This is a genomic window from Flavobacterium collinsii (assembly GCF_946903285.1).
Taxonomy (GTDB): domain Bacteria; phylum Bacteroidota; class Bacteroidia; order Flavobacteriales; family Flavobacteriaceae; genus Flavobacterium; species Flavobacterium collinsii.
In genome coordinates this window covers 1381015-1402542 of sequence record NZ_OX336425.1, presented here as the reverse complement: position 1 = coordinate 1402542, position 21528 = coordinate 1381015, and the positions used below count along the sequence as shown (strand labels likewise).

19 protein-coding genes are annotated in these 21528 nt (G+C 36.0%); 13 read left to right on the top strand and 6 right to left on the bottom strand.

Going from position 1 to position 21528, the window contains the following annotated elements:
• Positions 1 to 592 precede the first annotated feature (592 nt).
• Positions 593 to 1753: an NAD(P)H:quinone oxidoreductase gene (gene wrbA, locus OGZ34_RS06250; protein ID WP_263362468.1), complete on the top strand. Its 1161-nt coding sequence runs from the start codon at positions 593 to 595 to the stop codon at positions 1751 to 1753.
• 308 nt (positions 1754 to 2061) lie between these two features.
• Here the strand turns inward: wrbA and OGZ34_RS06245 are convergent, their stop codons facing one another.
• The gene (locus OGZ34_RS06245) at positions 2062 to 2739 is read right to left on the bottom strand and encodes a hypothetical protein (RefSeq protein ID WP_263362467.1); all 678 of its coding nucleotides are present in this window, start codon (positions 2737 to 2739) and stop codon (positions 2062 to 2064) included.
• A 219-nt stretch (positions 2740 to 2958) separates the two neighbouring features.
• On the opposite strand from OGZ34_RS06245, the gene OGZ34_RS06240 reads away from it, so the two are divergent.
• The 5 genes from OGZ34_RS06240 (at position 2959) to OGZ34_RS06220 (ending at position 7368) form a co-directional block, all read left to right on the top strand.
• Positions 2959 to 3450: a nuclear transport factor 2 family protein gene (locus OGZ34_RS06240; protein WP_173964827.1), complete on the top strand. Its 492-nt coding sequence runs from the start codon at positions 2959 to 2961 to the stop codon at positions 3448 to 3450.
• Between the two features lie 262 nt (positions 3451 to 3712).
• Positions 3713 to 5095: an ammonium transporter gene (locus tag OGZ34_RS06235; RefSeq protein ID WP_173964828.1), complete on the top strand. Its 1383-nt coding sequence runs from the start codon at positions 3713 to 3715 to the stop codon at positions 5093 to 5095.
• A gap of 388 nt (positions 5096 to 5483) precedes the next feature.
• Positions 5484 to 6161, top strand: coding sequence for a tRNA (guanosine(46)-N7)-methyltransferase TrmB (gene trmB / locus OGZ34_RS06230; protein WP_173964829.1), 678 nt, complete (start codon positions 5484 to 5486; stop codon positions 6159 to 6161).
• 41 nt (positions 6162 to 6202) lie between these two features.
• Positions 6203 to 6838, top strand: coding sequence for a LysE family transporter (locus tag OGZ34_RS06225; RefSeq protein ID WP_173964830.1), 636 nt, complete (start codon positions 6203 to 6205; stop codon positions 6836 to 6838).
• Between the two features lie 203 nt (positions 6839 to 7041).
• Positions 7042 to 7368, top strand: a complete 327-nt coding sequence (locus tag OGZ34_RS06220; RefSeq protein WP_263362466.1) for an MGMT family protein — start codon at positions 7042 to 7044, stop codon at positions 7366 to 7368.
• A 165-nt stretch (positions 7369 to 7533) separates the two neighbouring features.
• Here OGZ34_RS06220 and OGZ34_RS06215 read toward each other — a convergent pair whose 3' ends face one another.
• Positions 7534 to 8859, bottom strand: a complete 1326-nt coding sequence (locus OGZ34_RS06215) for a sensor histidine kinase (protein ID WP_173964832.1) — start codon at positions 8857 to 8859, stop codon at positions 7534 to 7536.
• Positions 8860 to 8926: 67 nt separating this feature from the next.
• Complete coding sequence (locus tag OGZ34_RS06210; protein ID WP_263362464.1) at positions 8927 to 10273, bottom strand: sigma-54-dependent transcriptional regulator; 1347 nt, start codon at positions 10271 to 10273, stop codon at positions 8927 to 8929.
• Positions 10274 to 10431: 158 nt separating this feature from the next.
• Between OGZ34_RS06210 and OGZ34_RS06205 the strand changes: the two genes are divergently transcribed.
• The 3 genes from OGZ34_RS06205 to OGZ34_RS06195 all read left to right on the top strand — a co-directional run bounded on the left by OGZ34_RS06205 (position 10432) and on the right by OGZ34_RS06195 (position 15204).
• A complete protein-coding gene (locus OGZ34_RS06205; protein WP_173964834.1) occupies positions 10432 to 11679 on the top strand; it encodes an efflux RND transporter periplasmic adaptor subunit in 1248 nt (415 codons plus the stop codon).
• Positions 11680 to 11919: 240 nt separating this feature from the next.
• Positions 11920 to 12627 carry an ABC transporter ATP-binding protein gene (locus OGZ34_RS06200; protein WP_173964835.1) on the top strand — a complete coding sequence of 236 codons (708 nt, stop codon included), beginning with the start codon at positions 11920 to 11922 and terminating at the stop codon, positions 12625 to 12627.
• Positions 12628 to 12774: 147 nt separating this feature from the next.
• A complete protein-coding gene (locus OGZ34_RS06195; RefSeq protein WP_263362463.1) occupies positions 12775 to 15204 on the top strand; it encodes an ABC transporter permease in 2430 nt (809 codons plus the stop codon).
• A 62-nt stretch (positions 15205 to 15266) separates the two neighbouring features.
• Here the strand turns inward: OGZ34_RS06195 and OGZ34_RS06190 are convergent, their stop codons facing one another.
• Complete coding sequence (locus tag OGZ34_RS06190) at positions 15267 to 16886, bottom strand: L,D-transpeptidase family protein (protein WP_263362462.1); 1620 nt, start codon at positions 16884 to 16886, stop codon at positions 15267 to 15269.
• Positions 16887 to 17303: 417 nt separating this feature from the next.
• Between OGZ34_RS06190 and OGZ34_RS06185 the strand changes: the two genes are divergently transcribed.
• From OGZ34_RS06185 to OGZ34_RS06170, 4 genes are all read left to right on the top strand, one after another.
• Positions 17304 to 18434 carry an Mrp/NBP35 family ATP-binding protein gene (locus tag OGZ34_RS06185; protein ID WP_173964838.1) on the top strand — a complete coding sequence of 377 codons (1131 nt, stop codon included), beginning with the start codon at positions 17304 to 17306 and terminating at the stop codon, positions 18432 to 18434.
• An 89-nt stretch (positions 18435 to 18523) separates the two neighbouring features.
• Entirely contained in the window at positions 18524 to 18763 is a 240-nt protein-coding gene (locus tag OGZ34_RS06180) for a NifU family protein (protein ID WP_026982674.1), read from the top strand.
• Positions 18764 to 18980: 217 nt separating this feature from the next.
• A complete protein-coding gene (locus OGZ34_RS06175; protein WP_263362461.1) occupies positions 18981 to 19463 on the top strand; it encodes a hypothetical protein in 483 nt (160 codons plus the stop codon).
• A gap of 59 nt (positions 19464 to 19522) precedes the next feature.
• Positions 19523 to 19840 carry a 2Fe-2S iron-sulfur cluster-binding family protein gene (locus tag OGZ34_RS06170; RefSeq protein ID WP_026982672.1) on the top strand — a complete coding sequence of 106 codons (318 nt, stop codon included), beginning with the start codon at positions 19523 to 19525 and terminating at the stop codon, positions 19838 to 19840.
• Positions 19841 to 19908: 68 nt separating this feature from the next.
• Here OGZ34_RS06170 and OGZ34_RS06165 read toward each other — a convergent pair whose 3' ends face one another.
• Together OGZ34_RS06165 and OGZ34_RS06160 are read right to left on the bottom strand one after the other, a co-directional pair.
• Positions 19909 to 20412: an SMI1/KNR4 family protein gene (locus tag OGZ34_RS06165; RefSeq protein ID WP_263362460.1), complete on the bottom strand. Its 504-nt coding sequence runs from the start codon at positions 20410 to 20412 to the stop codon at positions 19909 to 19911.
• A 121-nt stretch (positions 20413 to 20533) separates the two neighbouring features.
• Entirely contained in the window at positions 20534 to 21523 is a 990-nt protein-coding gene (locus tag OGZ34_RS06160; RefSeq protein ID WP_173964844.1) for an aspartate-semialdehyde dehydrogenase, read from the bottom strand.
• Between the last annotated feature and the right edge of the window lie 5 nt (positions 21524 to 21528).

Genomic DNA, 21528 nt, shown 5'->3' with positions numbered 1-21528 from the left:
CTTAGCTATGTACCAAATCTTGATTTGTATTTAAGTCTTTTTTATTCATTTTTAAATCCTATGTTTCTATATGTTTAAATATTTTTCACGCAGATTTCTTCTAGTCTATTTAATCTGTGACTATAAACGTTCAGAATATGTTGCTCTGAAAGAGCTATAGCCAAAACATGGTGCGAAGCACTATGAATGAAGATGAATTTTGTTTTAAGCCCTGAAAGGGCGAAAGCCAAATTTCAAAGGGAACATTTATTCTGTTTTTACATTATTTTTTATGAGAAACTGCGGTTTTCCTCAATCTTTATTGTCTATTTGCTGTTGCCCTTTCAGGGCAATTTCAACTCTTGATTTAATTCGCATTGCATTACGCTATTGCTTTTAGGGCTTTCAGCCCACTTTAAAAGTTTTTCACACTCACGATTTGTTAAAACATCGACAACAAACAACGCAAAGCAAAACACGATTAACATAATAATAACGCTTTTTGATATTGTAAGAAGTAATTTTGCAGTCCCAAAAGTGGAACTTAGTTTTTGAAATAAAAACAAGCTTCTTAATTGAGATTATCCATTACAAATTATTAAAAATTACCCTCATGAAAAAGCAACTACTCGTATTATTAATCGCAGTATTTATAGGCTTTGGCGTAAATGCGCAAGTAAAATCATCTGAAACAAATGTGCTGGTTTTGATTTATTCTCAAAATGGCGGAACTTATAAAATGGCCAAATCTATTGCCGAAGGAATTCAGGAATATCCTAATGCAAAAGCAATTCTAAAACGTGTTCCTTCGATCAATCCGAAAGAAAAATTGAATGTTGATGTAGAGAAATTACCAATTGCAACCATCGAAGAGCTTGCAAATTATGACGGAATCGCTTTTGGAAGCCCTGTTCACTTTGCAAATATTAGTGCCGATATGAATTACTTCTTCGGTCAGAGTATTCCGCTTTGGACTTCAAGAGCTTTAGAAGGAAAACCAGCCACAGTATTTATGTCGGCAGGATCGGGAGCAGGAAAAGAAGCTGCGATTTTATCGTTCTGGAATATTCTTGCGTCTCACGGAATGGTGATCGTGCCTACCGGAATCATGGGAACAGCCACTTTGGACAAAACAGTTCCGCAAGGAAATACTCCGTTTGGAGCAACTTCATTGGCAGGATCTGTTGGAACGCGTCCGTCACAAAGCGAATTGAACTTGGCTAAAGAGCAAGGAAAAGCTCTAGCAAGAGTAGCTTCGGGATTGAAAAATACAGAAAGTAATAAAGTAGTCAAAACAACTGCCATTGAAGCTAAAAGCGATATCAACAAAACATTAAAAGACAATAATATTGTACTTCCTGAAGCTCCTAAACCAGTTGGAAATTATGTTCCGTTTACGATTTCAAATCATAAAGTATACATTAATCAGGTGGCTTTAAAAGACGGTAAGATTTTGAATCCAGGTAAAGTTGGAGCAACGGTTACGGATGATCAGGCCAAAGAAGCTACGTATCAAACGATGCTAAATGTAATGGCCGTTTTGAAAGAAGCTTGCGGTGGCGATTTGAACAAAGTAAAACAATGTGTACAGTTAACAGGATATTTTAATACCACTCCGGAATATACACAACATGCAGCCCTTATGAATTCGGCTTCAAACCTGACGGCTTTGGTTTTTGGAGAAAAAGGAAAACACGCCAGAGCAACCATTGGAGCGGCTTCGTTACCGATTAATTCGGCTGTTGAAATTCAGGCGATTTTTGAAATTGAATAAAGGAAAATTTTACCGCAAAGTTCGCAAAGAATTACGCAAAGGCCACAAAGTTTCGTGAATTACGCTTTACTTTGAAATCGCAAAGAGATTGTGCTTAAAAAAGCTTAGCTTAATGACATCGCTCATAGGGACTACCTATATTTTATAATACAACCTAGTTTTTCGCGTGAGGGATAGAGCTAAGCTACCGAAGTAGCAGCGAAAGCCCGACAGCAATATAAAAAGGGGCGACTAAGCGATTGCAATAGTCAGCCCCTTTTTATATTGGTGGCACGCCCAGATTATTATTTATACAATTCTTGGCTTCCTTATGATTTTGGTAATGGCGCCCCAACTGCAATATCGCAGCGATGCCCCGGTTTTCCATGTGCAGGATTCTTTCCGTCGGCTACAGTTGCCGTTTCTGTACTTAATAGAGCCGGCACAGCATTATCTGTTGCGGGTGGCGTTACGGTAAAGGTTTGTGAAGAAGATCCGCTTTGAGCTGTATTGGCGGCGGCAGGCTGTTTGGCCGCTACAGGAGAATTTAAAGGCGCTCCGACCGGAATATCGCATCGATGTCCGGGTTGTCCGTGAGCAGGATTCATTCCTTTAGCCACTTTTGCCGGTGCGACAGTTGTCGTAGTCACCACATTTTGTTGTCCCGGTTTTACCTGAACCGTTTGCGCAGGCTGTACAGTTGCTGTTTGCCCTTGTGTTGGAGCCGAATTTAATGGCGCGCCAACTGCAATGTCACAGCGATGTCCGGGTTGCCCGTGTGCAGGATTCATTCCGCCATTGGCACTCAAAACTGTATTTGGATTTGCGGTTACAGGAGCCTGAGCCTGAGTCTGAACAACCGAATTTACTTTTGCCGTATCTTTTGCCAGTCCCAGTTTTACCAATTCAGAATTTGGTGTATTTTCCTGAGGCTCTAATTCCTTTTTACAAGAAGTTAAAAAGACTGAGGTAAGCACTAATGAGGTGATAAGTATTTTTGGATTCATGATGTATCGATTTAAAAACTATCAAATATACTAAATCATATTATAACACATAAGTGATGTAAGATAATTTAAGTTTTGCCCGGTGAATTGGGCTCGCGAAGACGCAAAGACGCAAAGTTAATGTTTCGTGCGGGTTTTAAAATAAAAGCTTTGCGGCTCTGCGTCTTTGCGAGATTAAACTATATTTTTTGCTAACTTTAAATCCAAAACAAACCTCTTATGAAAAAATCAATCTTACTTTTATTATTTGTTACTGCTTTTGCAAACGCGCAAACTTCTGAAAAAGACAAAGTCAACCAAACTATCGATGCCTGGCACAAAGCTGCCGGTGAGGTGAAATTTGATGCTTATTTTGATTTAATGGCCGATGATGCGATTTTCATTGGAACAGATGCTACAGAAAACTGGAACAAAAAAGATTTTAAAGTTTGGGCGAAACCTTATTTTGACAAAGGAACTGCCTGGAATTTTAAAGCATTAGAACGTCATATCTTTTTTGACAAAACCGGAAAAATTGCCTGGTTTGACGAATTGCTAAACACTCAGATGAAAATTTGCCGCGGATCAGGAGTTTTGGTTAAAGTAGGGAAAGACTGGAAAATACAACATTATGTTTTATCGATGACGGTTCCTAATGAAGAAGTGGATGCTGCGATCAAAATTAAAGCACCAATTGAGGACGTTTTTATTGCAAAGCTTCAAAAAAAATAAACATTTTCGAACTTTCTTTTTATAATCCTAACTTTTCTAGCGCTTTAGAGGATGTAGTGGCAATTTCATTATAATACAATTGACAATTTTGCCCATTTTTTGGAAGTGTAAAATAAGATACTCTCAAAAAAACGGATTGGATTTTATAAAATTGACTAAAATACAACTCGTACCTCTATTTTCAAAGCCCTGCAATACAGAATATTCATTTTTTCATAACTTTGACCCTATAAAAAATAGGGTTAAATAAAGTATCTGAAAAATGAAAATAGAAAAACGCTGGATCATTTCCTTTATTATTATAAGTATTGTATGCATTACCGGTGCTTTTTGGCCAACTGTAACCGAAAATAGTTATGTATTAGCTGAATTTGGCACAACCGATCATATCGTTCCTGCCGATGTTGCCTGGATGTTAACCTCCTGCTGCCTGGTTTTGATCATGACCCCGGGATTATCGTTTTTTTACGGCGGAATGGTCGGTAAGAAGAATGTGATTTCGACCATGTTACAGAGTTTTATCTGTTTAGGGGTTGTAACACTTCTGTGGGTTGTGGTTGCCTTTAGTCTGGCTTTTGGCGATCCTGTAGGACTTAACTTGGGAGGCCATTTTTATAGTTTCTTTGGAAACCCAACTACTTTTGCTTTTATGGATTATGTGGGGGTTTTGCCTCATAAACAATTGGCGAGTACGATTCCGTTTATGCTTTTTGCTTTGTTTCAAATGAAGTTTGCAATTATCGCCCCTGCAATTATTACCGGATCCTTTGCAGAGCGCGTTCGTTTTATATCGTATTTAATTTTCATCAGTCTGTTTACTCTTTTCATCTATGCTCCTTTATGCCATGCCGTTTGGTATCCAACAGGTATTTTAGGAAGTTATTTTGGTGTGAAAGATTTTGCAGGAGGAACAGTCGTACACATGAGTTCCGGCTTTGCCGCTTTGGCAGGAGTACTGGTTTTAGGAAAAAGAAAAAACAGTTTACATATTCCAACCAACATTCCGTTTGTATTGTTAGGAACCGGAATGTTATGGTTTGGATGGTTCGGATTCAACGCTGGCTCAGCTCTTGCTGCCAACGGAACCGCCGCAATGGCTTTTGCTACAACTACAACCTCATCGGCCGCAGCCATGTTAACCTGGGTTTTCTTTGACCGAATGAACGGCAGAAAAGTCTCGGCTCTTGGTGCCTGCATTGGAGCTGTTGTAGGTCTGGTGGCCATAACACCCGCTGCCGGATTTGTATCGGTTCCTGAAAGTATGTTTTTTGGATTTATAACGGCTTTGGTTTCTAATTCGGTTGTAAATTGTCGTTTCTCGAAAAAATTCGATGATACACTTGATGTTTTTGCCTGTCACGGTGTTGGCGGTATTATGGGAATGATTTTAACCGCCGTTTTTGCCCATGGCGAAGACGCAAGTTTACTACACGGAGGATGGAATGTATTTGCACATCATATGATGGCATTGGTTTTGGTTTCAATCTTTACTTTCTTCGGAGCCTATTTCCTTTTCAAAGTGACCAATTTTATTATTCCGTTACGTGTTTCTGAAGAAAACGAGCATATCGGACTGGATCTCTCCCAACACGATGAGACGCTTGATCCAAAATTAAAACCTATTGCAGAACCGCATTACGGGTAAAAAATCTTTTCTCCCGCCACGAATTCCACTAATTTACACTAATTTTTTTCCGTCCATACCGCTTAAATTAATTCGTGAATTCGTGGCGAAAAACTTTTAGAACGTAATTACGCTATTTGCATTCGTTTATATTCTTACTATTTCTCTTACCACAAATTAAAAGAATTTAACCGATTTTTTATCTGTGTTAATCTGCGGCTAAAAAAAGGTTGCCACGAATTCCACTAATTTGCACTAATTTTTTCCGACCAAACCGCTTAAATTAATTCGTGAATTCGTGGCGAAAAAAAATATCCTTGATGAAAATTCGTGAAGGAAAACTTTTAAAGCTAATTGTGCTATTTTCATTCGTTTATATTCCTTAATTTTGCTGAAAATTTTTGTAAAAGTGGGAAGTAAAAATAAACTAAAAAGATTCAGAGAAAACGAAACATTTCAAAACGTTTTTCAACCAACCAGAGAAGAAGTTGTAGGTGATTTAATGCCTTTGAAAGGAAAATGGAATTCTGATTTCTTTAAAAATGACAATCCATTAGTTTTAGAATTAGGATGTGGAAAAGGAGAATATTCTGTTGGATTAGCAGAAAGATATCCAAACAAAAATTTTATTGGAATTGATATTAAAGGAGCCCGTTTCTGGAGAGGTGCTAAAACCGCCGTAGAAAACGGATTACATAATGTTGCATTTGTTCGAACTCAGATCGAACTGATCAATCATATTTTTGCTGATCATGAGGTAGACGAAATCTGGATTACTTTTCCGGATCCGCAAATCAAATACAAAAGAACAAAACACCGTATGACCAATTCGGAGTTTTTAAAACTGTATAAAAAAATCCTTAAAAAAGACGGTGTCGTAAACTTAAAAACCGACAGCGAATTTATGCACGGTTATACACTAGGGTTACTTCACGGTGAAGGTCACGAAGTTTTATACGCAAATCATAATGTGTATAAAAACGAAGGAAGCCCGGAAGAAGTTACTGCATTCCAGACTTTTTATGAGAAACAATATTTAGAGATTAACAAGGCAATTACGTATATTCGTTTCAAAATTAAAGACTAATTTAATTTTAAAAACGTTTTTCAAACCCATTAAACAACTGAATGGCATTACTTACCCCATTACTTTCAGGTTTTCTTGCTGCTTTCATTGGGATTATTCCACCAGGTCTGATCAACATGACTGCCGCCAAAGTAAATTTGAAAGAGGGTAAAAAAAATGCCTTATGGTTTGTTGCCGGAGCTGTATTGGTTATCTTTTTTCAGGTTTCTTTAGCCGTTTTATTTGCGCAGGTTATCGACAATCGCCCGGATGTGGTGACTTTGTTACGTGAAGTGGGATTTGCTATTTTCTCTGTTTTAACGATTTACTTTTTGTTTATCGCTAAAGAACCTAAAGCCAAAAAATCGAAGATTAAAAAGAGCAGCAAAAAAAGCCGTTTCTTTTTAGGAATGTTGCTTTCCGGACTGAACTTTTTCCCGATTCCGTATTATGTGGTTGTAAGTGTTACTTTGGCTTCTTATCACCTTTTTGTATTCGAAAACAACATCATTTTTACCTTTGTATTCGGATCTGTTTTAGGTTCATTTGCTGCACTATACAGCTACATCGGTTTCTTTGGGCGAATCGAAAAAAAAACAGATTATCTGATGCGAAACATGAATACCATCATTGGAAGTATCACAGGATTAATTGCTCTTCTGACGCTTTTTAATATTTTGAATTATTATTTCAGCTAATAAAATATAAGTTCAAATTATATAGGACGAGAGGTAATTTTCTTTGTTTGTAAAATTTTAGTTTCACGCAGATTTTGCAGATTAAGCAAATCCTTTTTCTTTAATAAATTAAAAGCTTTTTTAGCTTCTTTTTAATGCATAAAATCTGCGTGAAAATTTCGTTAGTAAAATCATTTCTCACCCTTTAACCTGTGTTACAAATTATGGCTGAAGATAATTTTTTTGAAAGAGTTTATGCGATTGCCAGACAAATTCCGCACGGAAAAGTAACTTCGTATGGCGCAATAGCCAAAGCTTTAGGAACTGCCCGTTCTGCCCGAATGGTAGGCTGGGCAATGAACGCCTGTCATAATATAGATGATGTTCCGGCACACCGTGTTGTAAACAGAAAAGGGCTGCTGACCGGAAAACATCATTTTGACGGAACCAATTTAATGCAGCAGCTACTCGAAAACGAAGGCATCGAAGTTATAGACAATCAGATTATAGATTTTGAAAAACACTTCTGGCAGCCGGAAATCGAACTTTAAATTTTTTTAACCACAAAGGACGCAATGAAAGCGCAAGGGACGCAAGATTTCGTTCCAAACAGCTCTGCCCCCGTCTTCCTTCTGCATCTTAAAGTCCAAAGATGACAATCATAATTTGATTGTGCGAACCGTATATTTCGTACTATTTACTTTTTGATATCTTAACTAAATCAGACAAATCACAAAACTGGTTCTGTCTTCATCGGTTTGATAACTCAAGTAGCCTCCATGCGCTTCGATGATATTTTTAGAAAGCGTCAGTCCAATTCCGGCACCATCTTTTCTCGTAGTAAAAAAAGGCAGAAAAACTTTATCTCTGATCTCGGTATCGATCCCTTTTCCGTTATCCGAAATGGTAATAAAAAAACGATTGTTTTCGGTATAGGCCGATAAAAACATCTTCTTTTCATTCTTTTCTTTCAGTGCATAAATACTATTTGTGATTAAATTAATAATCACCTGTTCCATCTGACTTTTATCAATTAAAATCGATCTCGAACTATTGATTTCGTTTACCAATTCAACATTTTCCGCTTTTAAAATCGGACTCATCACCCGAAGACAGTCTTCAAAAAGAACATTTATAGAAGTCATTTTTTTTGTCGGAGTCGGCAGCATCGCCAGTTTTCGGTAGTTTTCTACAAAAGCCTGCAAATGATCACTTCGATTGATAATCGTCGAAATACTGCTTTTGATATCTTCAAAATCATCCTCTTCTAATGCTTCCTGATCTACGATTTGGAGTAAATTCTGCGAAAGCGCACGAATTGGCGTTAAGGAGTTCATTAACTCGTGCGAGATAATTTTCATCAGATTAATCCAGGCTTCTTTCTCCTTTTTCTCAATGACCCGTTGAATACTGTCCAGCAAAATAATAAAATACTCTTTGTCGTACGTTTTTGTATGCGAGGTCTGCAGCATAAAAGTCTGCAAATCCTGCTCTTCAATTTTGATAGAAATAGCCGATTTCAATTCGGTAAAACCCATTTTTTCAATTTCCTCACAAAGAGATGGCAGGTAATTTTTAAGGTATTTCCAATGGCTTACTTTTGGCACCTTAAATAAGTTGGAAAAGCAATCGTTCATTAAAAAAAGATTCCAATCCTCCCCTTCTTTCTCGAGAATTAAAGTAGCGGTATCAATGTTGTTTAAAATAGACTGATAGATGCGTTCTTTTGAAGTCTGTTCCTGTCGCTGAAACCTTAGCTTATCATACAACAAAAACAAATTCCTGAAATTGTCTGTTTTGTGTTCTTCGGGAAAATTACTTGAAAAGTCATTCTGCAAGATCGAAAGAAGCATTTTATCATAAAACAAAGACTGATTTTTAACAAAAAAGTACATTTCGGCCAATAATAGTAAAACCACAAAACCAACTAGAAGCGCATTGTAATAAAACGTTTTGTAAATGAGAAAGACACAAAAGAAAAAGGGGATCATGACGAGCAGCACCCTTGCAAACAAAGCGTTATAAAATTTCCAGTTCTTCATTAATTTATTTTTTGGTCCCGCAGCTAAAAAACATTCCTTAAGGTTTGCCTCAAACCACTTTTTGAGTTTAGGTGTTTTTTAGATCGTATTTTTCAATTCTTCGGTACAAAGCTGCTCTTGACAACCCAAGCTCTTCAGCTGTTTTACTAATGTTTCCATTGTTTTTAAACAATGTTTTTTCGATAGCACTTCTTTCCATTTCAGATAACGGATTTTCATCATTTTCCTGAAATTCTTCGAAATCCAAAATATCCAGATTGGTCACCGAAATAGTCTGGTTATCGGCTAAAATTAAAGCGCGTTCAATTTTATTCTCCAACTCCCGAATATTTCCTTTCCAGGGATATTTCTCCAAATAAGGACCGACGTTATCCTCAAAACGCCAATTTTCCTGATTGTATTTTTCGGCAATCTTATCCAGAATAAAATTAGCCATCGGAACGATATCGTCTTTTCGTTCGCGTAAAGAAGGCAGATAAATCTCCATCGTGTTGATGCGGTACAGCAAATCTTCACGAAATGTTTTATTTTTCACCTCAGTTTTTATATCGGCATTAGTAGCGGCAATAATCCTTACATTTAGCGGCCTTGCTCTGCTCTCTCCCAAGCGGGTTACGGTTTTAGTTTGCAAAACGTGCAGTAACTTAGATTGCAGATGCAGCGGAATATTCCCTATTTCATCCAGAAAGATCGTACCTCCCGAAGCCGTTTCAAATCTTCCGGCCGTATCGGTTTTAGCATCTGTAAAAGCTCCTTTGACATAACCAAAAAGTTCACTTTCGAATAAATTATCACTCAGCGAACCCAGATCGACATGTACAAAAGGGCGCTCTTTACGTTCTGAATTCAGATGAATGTACTCTGCAAAAACATATTTTCCGGTTCCGTTTTCACCAAGTATCAAAACGTTGGCATCCGTTTTAGCTACTCTTTCGGCAATCGAATAGGCTTGTTTGATCTTTAGAGAAGTTCCTGTAAAATAACTTTTGGTCGTTTTTTCAACTATTTCTTTTTTACTGTTTTTTCGACTTTCAATTACTGCTTTATCAATGATCTCCAGTAATTTTTCGTTGTTCCAGGGTTTCAAAACATAATCGAAAGCACCAATTTTGATTCCTTCAACTGCGGTATCAATTTTACCAAAAGCAGTCATTAAGATCACAATCGTTTGCGGCGAAAGTGTTTTTATTTCCTTCAGCCAATGGATTCCTTCGCGTCCGTCTTCAAAACCAATCCGGTAATTCATGTCTAACAAAACCACATTTATTTCATTTTCACTTAAAATTGAAATGATTTTTTTAGGACTATTTGTCGTAAAAATGGTTTCAAAATGTTTTTTGAGGATCATTTTTGCCGAAAAAAGAATTTCTTCCTGATCGTCAACGATTAATATTTGGGCTTGTTTTTTTCGCATGCTGTCTTTTTTTGTCCGATTCTGAACGGTCAACTGTTCATTTCCGAACACTTCTATTTTGGATGGTTTTTAAAGCTTCTTTAAAATCAACACTTTACAAATGATAATTTTTATGGCACAGTATTTACCTATTGGTAATCAGTAAATTATTAAAAAAAATGGACAAGTTAATTCCTCGTAAAAATAGAAAATTTAGATATCTCACAATAGCAATTGGAGTTTTTTTAGTTTTGGCAACAATCGTATTTTTCTCGTTTAATACCAAAAGAAGTCTAAACGTAAAAGCAGATGAACTAAGTATTCAGAAAGTCGAAAAAGATTTCTTTGAAGATTTCGTTGTTTTTCAGGCCAAAGTAGAACCTCTTAATGTAATGCTTGTGAATGTTACCGAGGGCGGATCTGTAAAAGAAATTTTTGTTGAAAATGGTGCAATGGTAACCAAAGGTCAGTCTTTAGCCCGCTTGTTCAATCCAAACACAGAACTAAACTATCTGACTCAGGAAACAGCAATTATCGAGCAAATTAACAATCTAAATACAGGGAAACTGAACATTAGAAATCAGGAATTAAACTTAAACAAAGACCTGGTTTTAATCGAACATGATTATAATGATGCCAAAAGGCTGTACGATATGAACGCGAAATTGTTTGAAAAAGATGTCATTTCGAGAAATGACTGGAATAACTTTAAAGAAAGCTTACGTTTTCAGGACGAACGCAAGAGAACCATTCAACAAAGTATTCAAAAAGAAAAACAAACCAATCAGGTTCAGATTTCTCAAATCAACCGTTCGATTCAGACCATGGAGAAGAGTCTGGACATTTTAAGAAACAATAAAAAGAACTTTTTAATCACAGCACCTGAAACGGGCAGACTGACTTCTTTTCAACCTGTTTTGGGAAAAACTTTTCAGGCAGGCGAAAGTATCGGAAAAATCGATTCTAAACAGGGGTATAAGTTAACCGCTGATGTAGATGAGTTCTATCTCGAAAAAGTACGCGAAGGCTTAAAAGGCCAGGTAGAGTTTCAAGGGAAAAATCTGGAAGTGTTAGTTACAAAAGTGGTTCCGGAAGTAAAAAGCGGCCACTTTAGAGTGGAGCTGGCTTTTATCTCCAAAGAAAATATCACTTTACAAGACGGGCTTAGTTTTGGGGTAAAACTGATTCTGTCCGAAAAGAACAAGACACTTGTGGTTTCAAAAGGAAGTTTCAATCAGGAAACAGCCGGAAAATGGATCTTTGTAGTAAAAGGAAACAAAGCCGAAAGAAGAAACATAAAACTAGGCCGCGAAAACCCATCGTATTACGAAGTGTTGGAAGGTTTAAAAGAAGGAGAATCTGTCATTACTTCATCTTATACCGATTATAAAGACATTGAAGAGTTATCGATTAATCGCGCTCAGTAGGAGTTTTTAGTTTTCAGTCGCGGTTTTCAGTCGCAGTTCTCAGTCGCAGTCGCAGTCTCAGTCGCAGTCTCAGTTCACAGTTCACAATTCACAGTTCACAATTCACAGTTCACAGTTTACATTTTACAATTAACATTTTACAATTAACAGTTTACAATTAACATTTTACAATACACAAAGTTTCAATCATCAATCATCAATCAAAAAATAGAATTAACAACAACTAAATTTTTAAAACTTATGATAACCATTCAAAACCTAACCAAAGTTTTTAGAACAGAAGAAGTAGAAACGGCAGCTTTAAGCGGCATTTCTTTAGAGATAAAAAAAGGAGATTTTTTAACCATTATGGGGCCTTCGGGTTGTGGAAAATCGACTTTACTGAATATCATTGGGCTTTTGGACAGTGCATCGGGCGGGAGCTACAAATTATTAGATCAGGAAATGATTGGTTTAAAAGAGAAAGGAAGAGCAAATGTCCGCAAAGAAAACATTGGTTTTATTTTCCAGAATTTCAACCTGATCGACGAGCTTTCGGTTTATGACAATATCGAATTGCCTTTGATTTACAACAATGTAAAAGTTTCTGAAAGAAAACAAAAAATTGAGGCTATTGCCGAAAAACTAAATATTTCACACCGTCTTAAACATTTCCCACAACAACTTTCCGGAGGACAACAACAAAGAGTTGCCGTTGCAAGAGCTCTTGTAAACGATCCTAAAATTATTCTGGCCGATGAGCCAACCGGAAACTTAGATAGTAAAAACGGTAATGAGGTAATGGAACTTTTAACCGATTTGCATGCTAAAGGAGCTACCATTTTAATGGTTACCCACTCTGATTATGACGCTTCATTTTCGCAAAGAACGATTCATATGAAAGATGGTGTGATATTCTCTGAAAAATTCAATCAGCGTAATGTTGATGTTTTTATGGACGCTAAATAAAAATAAAATGATCAAATTTATTGTAACCGCAGTCATAATCCTGATGGGATTTGTTTGCAAAATACTATCAATCCTATAAAATCTGGCTAATAGCAAAACCTGTAAGACTATTTTAAAAGCTACTATAACAACTATAAAAAATATAACATGATTTTTAACTGGTTTAAAATATTTATATATCATTTGAAGCAAAACAAATTGTTTTCGTTTTTAAATATCCTTGGATTAAGCATTGGAATTGCCGGAGTGATTTTCGCCATTTTATACTGGAATAACGAAAATGCCTATGATCAATGGAATCCTGAAAAAGATAACGTCTATGAGGTTTTGAATAAAATTGGAGTAACAGGAGATACCTGGGCCTCCAGCAGTATTCCTTTCGGAAAAACCTGTAAAGCAACAATTCCCGAAATAGAATCGATCTGTTTTTTTAATTCCTGGTATAGCAATGATATGATTAAATATCAGGGGCAAAAATTCTTTCACAAAAAAATTGCTGTTTCCGACAATGGCTTTTTTGATATGTTTCCGCTACCTATCGTAAAAGGAGCCAAAACCAATATTCTGAAAGAGAAAAACAGTGTGGCGTTATCAGAAGAAACAGCAAAATTACTTTTTAAGAACGAAGACCCAATTGGAAAATCAATTACCTATAATTACAAAGATTACACGGTAAAATCGGTTTATAAAATTGTAGCTCCCTCGGCTTTTGAACCCAATTACGTTTTTAGCGGAGTTACCCGTGATGGCGACGAGCAAAGTTGGGGCAACTTTAATTATGGCTTAATGATTAAAGTTAAAAAAGGAGCTGATATTGCAACTGTTTTAAAGAAAATACAAAATGTAGATTACGTTAACCGAACTTTAAAAGATGCTAAAGCCAACGGGCAGACTCCGGAACAGTATGTAAAAGAAAATGGACAGACAACTGTAATATTAGATAAATTAAGCGATACCCGTTTGCACGGTACAAAATCGTCACAGGGAGCAAATCTTCCGGAAGGAAAAGGAAATCTGCAATTGCTTTACATTATGGTCGGTCTCTCTATTTTGATTCTGGCGCTTTCTTTGGTCAATTACATCAATTTAGCGACAGCTTCAGCAATAAAACGTGCCAAAGAAGTGGGTGTACGTAAAATTGTGGGAGCCACTAAAAAGCAGATCATTCTGCAGTTTATTTTCGAAACCGCGATAATAGTAGTTTTAGCCATTATTTTTGCTCTGGCAATTGTAGAACTTTCTCTTCCGTACTACAATACTTTTTTGAAAAAATCCCTGACCCTGAATGGCAATGAATTTTACCTGCAGCTCCTTTTTATAATTGGATTAGTAATCGTTCTTGCAGGTGTTTTTCCTGCCGTTTACATCTCAAATTTCGAAACACTTAAGGTTTTAAAAGGAAACTTCTCCAGAAGTAAAAGCGGTATCTGGATTCGAAATTCGATGCTTATTTTCCAGTTTGGTATTGCCACTTTTTTTATCATTGGTGCTTTAATCGTGAATTCACAGGTAAGTTATATGATGAATAAGGATCTTGGTTTTAGTGGAGATCAGGTTATTAAAATTCCTTTTAATTATCAGGAATACGACAAGAAATTCCTTAAATATCAAACCACAAAACAAGAACTTTTAAAAATGCCAGGGGTTACAGATGTATCCACCTTTGCCGGTTCTTTTGGAAATAGCACCAACTCCAGTTCAGGATTTACACACAATAGTATTTTTGTACAATCCCGAAATGTCGAAATGGATTTTGGTTTTCTCGATATGATGAAAATAAAAATTGTTCAGGGACGCGATTTATCTCCAAAATTTGCTTCGGATACCATTGACAATTGGCTGGTAAACGAAACTCTTGTTAAAACATTAGGTCTTAAAAACCCTATTAATACGGTTATAACATCGGGTTGGGGAAATGAAAAAGGAAACATGAAATTTAAAATCGTTGGTGTTGTAAAGGATTTTCACATCACGGGATTACAGGACAAAGTACCACCAATGGTTTTTATCAATCTTAAAACTTTAAAGTGGAATAATTATGATAATATTTATGTGAAAGTTTCTCCGAACAACTTAACCGAAACCTTATCAAAATTAGACAAATTCTGGGCAAAAAACATCAACCAAGACTATCCTTTTGAATACGAATTTGTCAATAAAGGCTTTGCCAGAACCTATCAGGAACAGGTAAAACAGAAAAATCTGTTTTTCATTTTAAATCTTGTAGTAATCATCATCGCCATTTTCGGATTGTTTGCTTTGGCGTCCTTTTCAATGGAACGAAGATTGAAAGAAATTGCCATTCGAAAAACATTGGGCGCTGAAACAGATGCTTTATTAAAAGAATTATCCAAGCAATATGTTGGCTTTTGTTTACTGGGATTTGTAATTGGCATCATTCCGGCATATATTTTGCTACAAAAATGGCTGGAAAACTTTGCCTTCCGAATTGGAGTCTCGGTAATTCCATTTAGTATCGCTTTGGCCTCTCTGCTGGCTTTAACACTAATGATCGTTTTAGCAAAAGCCTATCAGGTAACAAAGATCGATATCTTAAAATATTTAAAATACGAATAAACTTGTAGATCATTTTTTTAAGAAACCCGCCAAATCATTACGATGTGGCGGGTTTCTTTTTCCTATTTCGAAACAACAGAATCTGAATACAATAACTTATCCAGTTGTTTATCCCTGTCGTAAACATCAGGGTAAAAACCAATTTCTCCATCATCGTTTACCCAGGCCGTAAAATATCCTATGTAAATTGGAATTTTGGTTTTCAGCATGCAGGTGGTTTCTTTTTCTCCACTCATTGCCTTATCAATTTTATCTACAGGCCAGTCCGGATTATCTTTTAAAATGGCAAGAGCTAAACTTTTTGCCTCCTTTACGTTAATACAGCCGTGACTGAAAATACGTTTTTCAAACTCAAATAAACTTTTGGCCGGAGTATCATGCAAATAAATATCATTGGGATTTGGAAACATAAATTTGACCAATCCCAAAGAATTTTTAGGCCCTGGTTTTTGTCTAACATTCCCTCCGTTCCACTCCATATTATGATCAGCCAGATAATTTTTATCTTCCGCCATTTTCAGTTTCAGCTCATTTTTAATGATACTCTGCGGAACGTACCAATACGGACTAAATACAATTCGATCCATATTACCACTGAAAATTACAGTCTCCGTCATTCGGGTACCTACAAAAACATCTGAGACCAGTTCGTATTTACCGTTTTTCACATAAATCAGCCTGAAAGAAGGAATATTAACCATCACATATTCACTGGCCTTTGCCAATGTTGTTGGTATCCATCTGCAGCGTTCCATATTCAACATGATCGTTTTAATACGATTCCCAATGGGTTCGTTCATTTGGTTGATATGATCACGGGTTATCGCATAATTCAATTTAAGCCCATATCTCTTTTTATACTTTAAAACTCCAGCCATCATTTCCTCATCATATACATGACTTTTCGAGTCCTGTGCCAGATCACCAACCACAAACAAACGCTGTCTGATTTGTTGGACCGTTATACCGCTGTCAAAAGGTTTCAAGTCTTTATAATTGACACTATCAATATCAATTTTTGTCCACTTATTATTTTTTTCGATCGTTCTGTATCTTTTCAATACCGCTTTAAGCTTATAATATTGTCCAAATAAAAGATTTTCATCTTTGTTTAATCGGTCGGGATCAACCATAAGGGAATCCAATATTTTGGAATAAGAAATACTTTTTGCCGGAAGAAACCACCCTATTTTTTTTAGTGTTGCCGGATCAACTCCTGAATAGACATTGCTGGCATAAAACACATACATATTAGATAGTAAAAGTTCCGTATCAATCTGAGGAAGTTCGTTTGTGACATTTTCATTAAAAACGTCGTCTACCAAATCCATATAAGGCATGGTAGCTTTAATTCCCTGCTCATTGAGCAAGCGTACTTTGTGATACAGCAACGCCCCAAATTCGCTCACACTCTTATCGTCATACCAGATTGTTTTAAATTCTTTTTTCTTGTAAAGATCCAGAACATCGCTTTGGTATTTTTTTAAATTGGGATACTTTTTGTAAAACTGATTGATTGATTCAGCATCAACAGCAATTTTAGAAAAATACTTTTTGGATGCCAAGACATTCTCAAGCCCCTTAACTTCATGTTTTACAGTGCTCTCTTTGGAGAAAGATTCAATAGAAAACAGCAAAAAACTAACAGTAATAATTACAGACAAAGAAGTAAAATTTCGCATATTTTTCAGATTTAAATTTTAGAAAATAAATTTTATTCAAAAAATACCAAAAACCTATAATTTACCCAAAGACAAGTTTTCACATACTTTTCAGAATAGTTAGGAATCTCAAATTTGGGGTACTCAAATATAGCTAAGATTATTGACATTTTAACGACCTTATTCTTAAATTTAACCTGATTTCATGTTATGCTTTCTATAAATATTTGCCTGTAAATACAATACGACTTATCCTTTTTTATATTCCGAAATCAAAAAAGGACTATAAGAATCATTTTGACCAATCTCAATATCAATAAATACAATTTAAAAAGGGTTTGAATCCGAACATAATCTGTTATCTTTGCAGTCTGAAATCAGTTTAAATAAATACAATACTTTAAATCGATTTCAATCAATCGAAAATAGTCCATTAAAATGAAATTAGACAGAAAAGAAATTCTTAAAGCTCTAGAAACAATCACTATAGCCGGAGAAGGAAAAAATATGGTTGAAAGCGGCGCTGTTGCCAATGTTATTACTTTTGGTGATGAAGTTGTGGTAGACCTGGTGTTGCATACGCCAGCAATGCATATCAAAAAAAGAGCCGAAGATGATATCAAAAAAACAATTCATGAATTAGTATCTCCTGAAGCAAAAATAAAAGTAAATATTAAAGTAGAAACTCCGGAGAAAAACGAAATTAAAGGTCGTGCTATCCCTGGAATCAAAAATATTATTGCCGTTGCTTCCGGTAAAGGTGGAGTTGGAAAATCGACTGTTACTGCAAATCTTGCCGTAACACTTGCCAAAATGGGCTTTTCGGTTGGGGTTCTTGATGCCGATATATATGGACCATCAATGCCGATTATGTTTGATGTTGAAAACGAAAAACCGGTTTCGATTGTTGTTGACGGAAAATCAAAAATGAAACCTATCGAAAGCTACGAGATCAAAATACTTTCAATTGGTTTCTTTACAGCCCCAAGTCAGGCTGTAATATGGAGAGGTCCAATGGCTGCAAAAGCCCTGAACCAAATGATTTTTGATGCTGATTGGGGAGAATTAGATTTTATGTTAATCGATTTACCTCCGGGAACAGGAGACATCCACCTTTCGATCATGCAATCGTTACCAATTACAGGAGCTGTGGTAGTAAGTACTCCTCAGGCTGTGGCTTTGGCCGATGCTAAAAAAGGAGTGGCGATGTTCATGCAGGACAACATTAATGTACCTGTTTTGGGAATCATAGAAAACATGGCTTATTTTACACCAGCAGAATTACCTGACAATAAATATTATATCTTTGGACAAGAAGGAGCAAAAAATCTTGCCGAAGATTTAAATGTTCCTTTTTTAGGAGAAGTTCCAATTGTACAATCTATTCGTGAAGCTGGTGACTATGGTCGTCCGGCTGCTTTGCAAACTGCTTCGGCAATCGAAACCGTTTTTGAAGAAATTACCCGAAATGTTGTACAGGAAACCGTAAACAGAAATGATAGCTTACCAGCAACCGAAGCCATAAAAATTACAACTATGGCAGGTTGTTCAGCAGTAAAAAAGAATTAATATAATGAGATAATGGGAAAATTAGATAATTAGACAATGTATATAATTGTCCAATTATCTAATTGACAAATTTTCTAATTGATAAAATTATGACAACAGAAGAATTAACAAGCAACGTATTATTGGCTCTTGACGAGATCAGACCTTTTTTAAATTCTGACGGAGGAGACATTACGCTTATTTCGATAGACGATGACAAACACGTTAAGGTTCGTCTTGAAGGAGCATGCATCAGCTGCAGTGTAAATCAAATGACGCTAAAAGCGGGAGTTGAGACAACTATAAAGAAATATGCACCACAAATAGAAACTGTGGTTAATATAATGTAATAAAAAACATAATTTTTCTCAGCATTTCGATTTTATCGATTTAACAAGAATAATAGCGCTTTGTATGGTTTGATTTGCAATTTCACAAAAAAACAATATTAATTAAGCGAGTTATTGCGTATTTAGCAAAAAATAATACAAATATTTAAGAGTTTTAGTTAAGGAATTGTGACATATTTATTTAAATTTGTGACATAACCCTTAAATCTTAAATTTTATGAAGAAGTATTACGCTCTTTTTTTATTATTATTTTGTGTTTCTGTAAACTATGCGCAACAAACCACTCAGACGCTAGTTGTTGATAAAGCCTGGCTAAATGAATCTGAAGAATGGTCAGATTTTAAGTACGCTGGTCAGATTGTATTTTCGACTAACGCAAATGACGAAGAAGGAAGTCTTAGAATAGGAAACTATGATTTTCTGTTTGACATCTGTGGCGGAAAAGCAAAATTTGCCAACAAAGCCACCTATAGTGTTGCACAATTTTTGCACCCAAGAAAAGTATCTGTTACAACAGACAAACAAGGAGTGATGAATTCAACGTATGAAGGTACTTTAGTCTTTCAATCTGATAAAGATTATTATTCCGTAATTGCTATAGTTACAATATTGGAGAAAAACGGAAATATCCTTGGTGTAAAAATGCACCTTAAAGAAGGCAATAAAAAAGAATACGCATTTAGTATCAAAAACAGTTAATATAATTAAGGATTTTTTCACGTTATAAAATCCGAATCAGTAAAATTCCACTAATTAAAATGGATGTATTAATAAAGATTAAAGATCGAGAAGGAGTTATACACGAGTTACAAGCTCCAACTGATATGGCAATGAATATAATGGAGTTGTGCAAAGCATACGAGCTTCCTGTTGAAGGAACCTGTGGCGGAATGGCCATGTGTGCTTCCTGCCAATGTTATGTTTTAAATGATGTTGCGTTACCAGAAATGGGAGATGAAGAAGAAGCCATGCTGTCGGAAGCATTTTATGTTAAATCAAATAGCCGCTTAGGTTGTCAGATTCCAATTACTACTGAATTAGAAGGTCTGGAATTAGAACTAGCCCCGGAATATTAAAACACAAAAAAAGCGAGAACTAAAATTCTCGCTTTTTTTATGAGTTGTAATACTGTACCAATTAAAGATTATGCTTGTAACTCACCCGGATCAAAAGGTTCAAATTCTCTTTCCGAAAATGCTTCTGTTAGGATTCCTGACGAACACAGCCAGGTTATAGCTTCTTCAAGTGTATTCCCTGCTTTGTAGATCATTTCGCTATGCCTTGGCAAAATAAAATATTCATTCTTAAAAAGAATAATTTCATCGCCATCATAAGTATCCCCTATTCTAACAGCATTCAAAACTTCTTCTTTGGTGAGCACCTCTTTTCCTTCGTCCCAGAACCAATACTCTGCTATACGGCTTCTCCATTCTTCCAAGGTTAGTATTATCGTTTCGGGAAGATAGATCCGTACGTAAGTTCCACCCAGGATTCCGCTCCCAAATTCCGAAACATATGCTTTGTAATCTTCATCAAAAGCAATATTTAAGGTTTTCTCACAAGCCAGAATCTCTTCTTCATCTGCTACGAACAAATCGGTTTTATTGGTCTTGTAATTGGGTATTATTTTATAATTATCGAAGTTCATATTATTGCTATTTATAGTAGCTAATTTATGGTTTTTAATTGAAATTTACACATCAAAAAAACCGCAACTGCATTGCTGCAATTACGGTTTTCTCTTTATAACAATTTTATTTAATCTCTGTTTATACCAAACCAGCTGCAATTAAGTATTCAGCGATTTGAATCGTGTTGGTTGCAGCTCCTTTTCTTAAGTTATCAGCAACAATCCATAGGTTTAAAGTATTTGGCTGGCTTTCGTCACGACGAATTCTACCTACAAAAACATCATTTTTACCTTCTGCGTATAATGGCATTGGATAGGTAAAGGTATCTAAATTATCCTGTACTACTACTCCATCAGTATTGTGCAGAATTTCACGAACTTCATTCACATCAAAGTCATTCGTAAACTCAACATTTACAGCCTCACTATGTCCGCCAACAACCGGTACTCGAACCGCTGTAGCTGTGACTCTAATCGTGTTATCCCCAAGAATCTTTTGAGTCTCACGAACTAATTTCATTTCTTCTTTAGTATATCCGTTTTCTTCAAAGCTGTCGCAATGTGGAATAGCATTTCTGTGAATTGGGTACTTGTAAGCCAGTTCTCCCTGAACTCCAGCATACTCATTTTCCAATTGTCTTACCGCTTTTACACCAGTTCCAGTGATTGATTGATAAGTAGAAACGATAACTCTTTTAATATTGTATTTTCTATGCAATGGAGCCAAAGTCAACACCATTTGAATGGTTGAACAGTTTGGGTTTGCAATAATTTTATCTTCTTTGGTTAAAGTCGAAGCATTGATTTCCGGAACTACCAATTTCTTAGTCGGATCCATTCTCCATGCCGAAGAATTATCAATAACAGTTGTTCCGGCTGCAGCAAATTTTGGTGCCCATTCCAGTGAAGTCTCTCCTCCAGCCGAAAAAACAGCAATATCAGCTTTCATATCAACTGCTGTTTGCAATCCTACCACTTTATATTTTGTTCCTTTATACTCGATTTCTTTTCCTACTGATTTCTCAGAAGCTACCGGAATTAACTCTGTAACAGGAAAATTTCTTTCTGCTAAAACTTTAAGCATTACTTCGCCAACCATACCAGTGGCACCTACGACTGCTATTCTCATTTTTA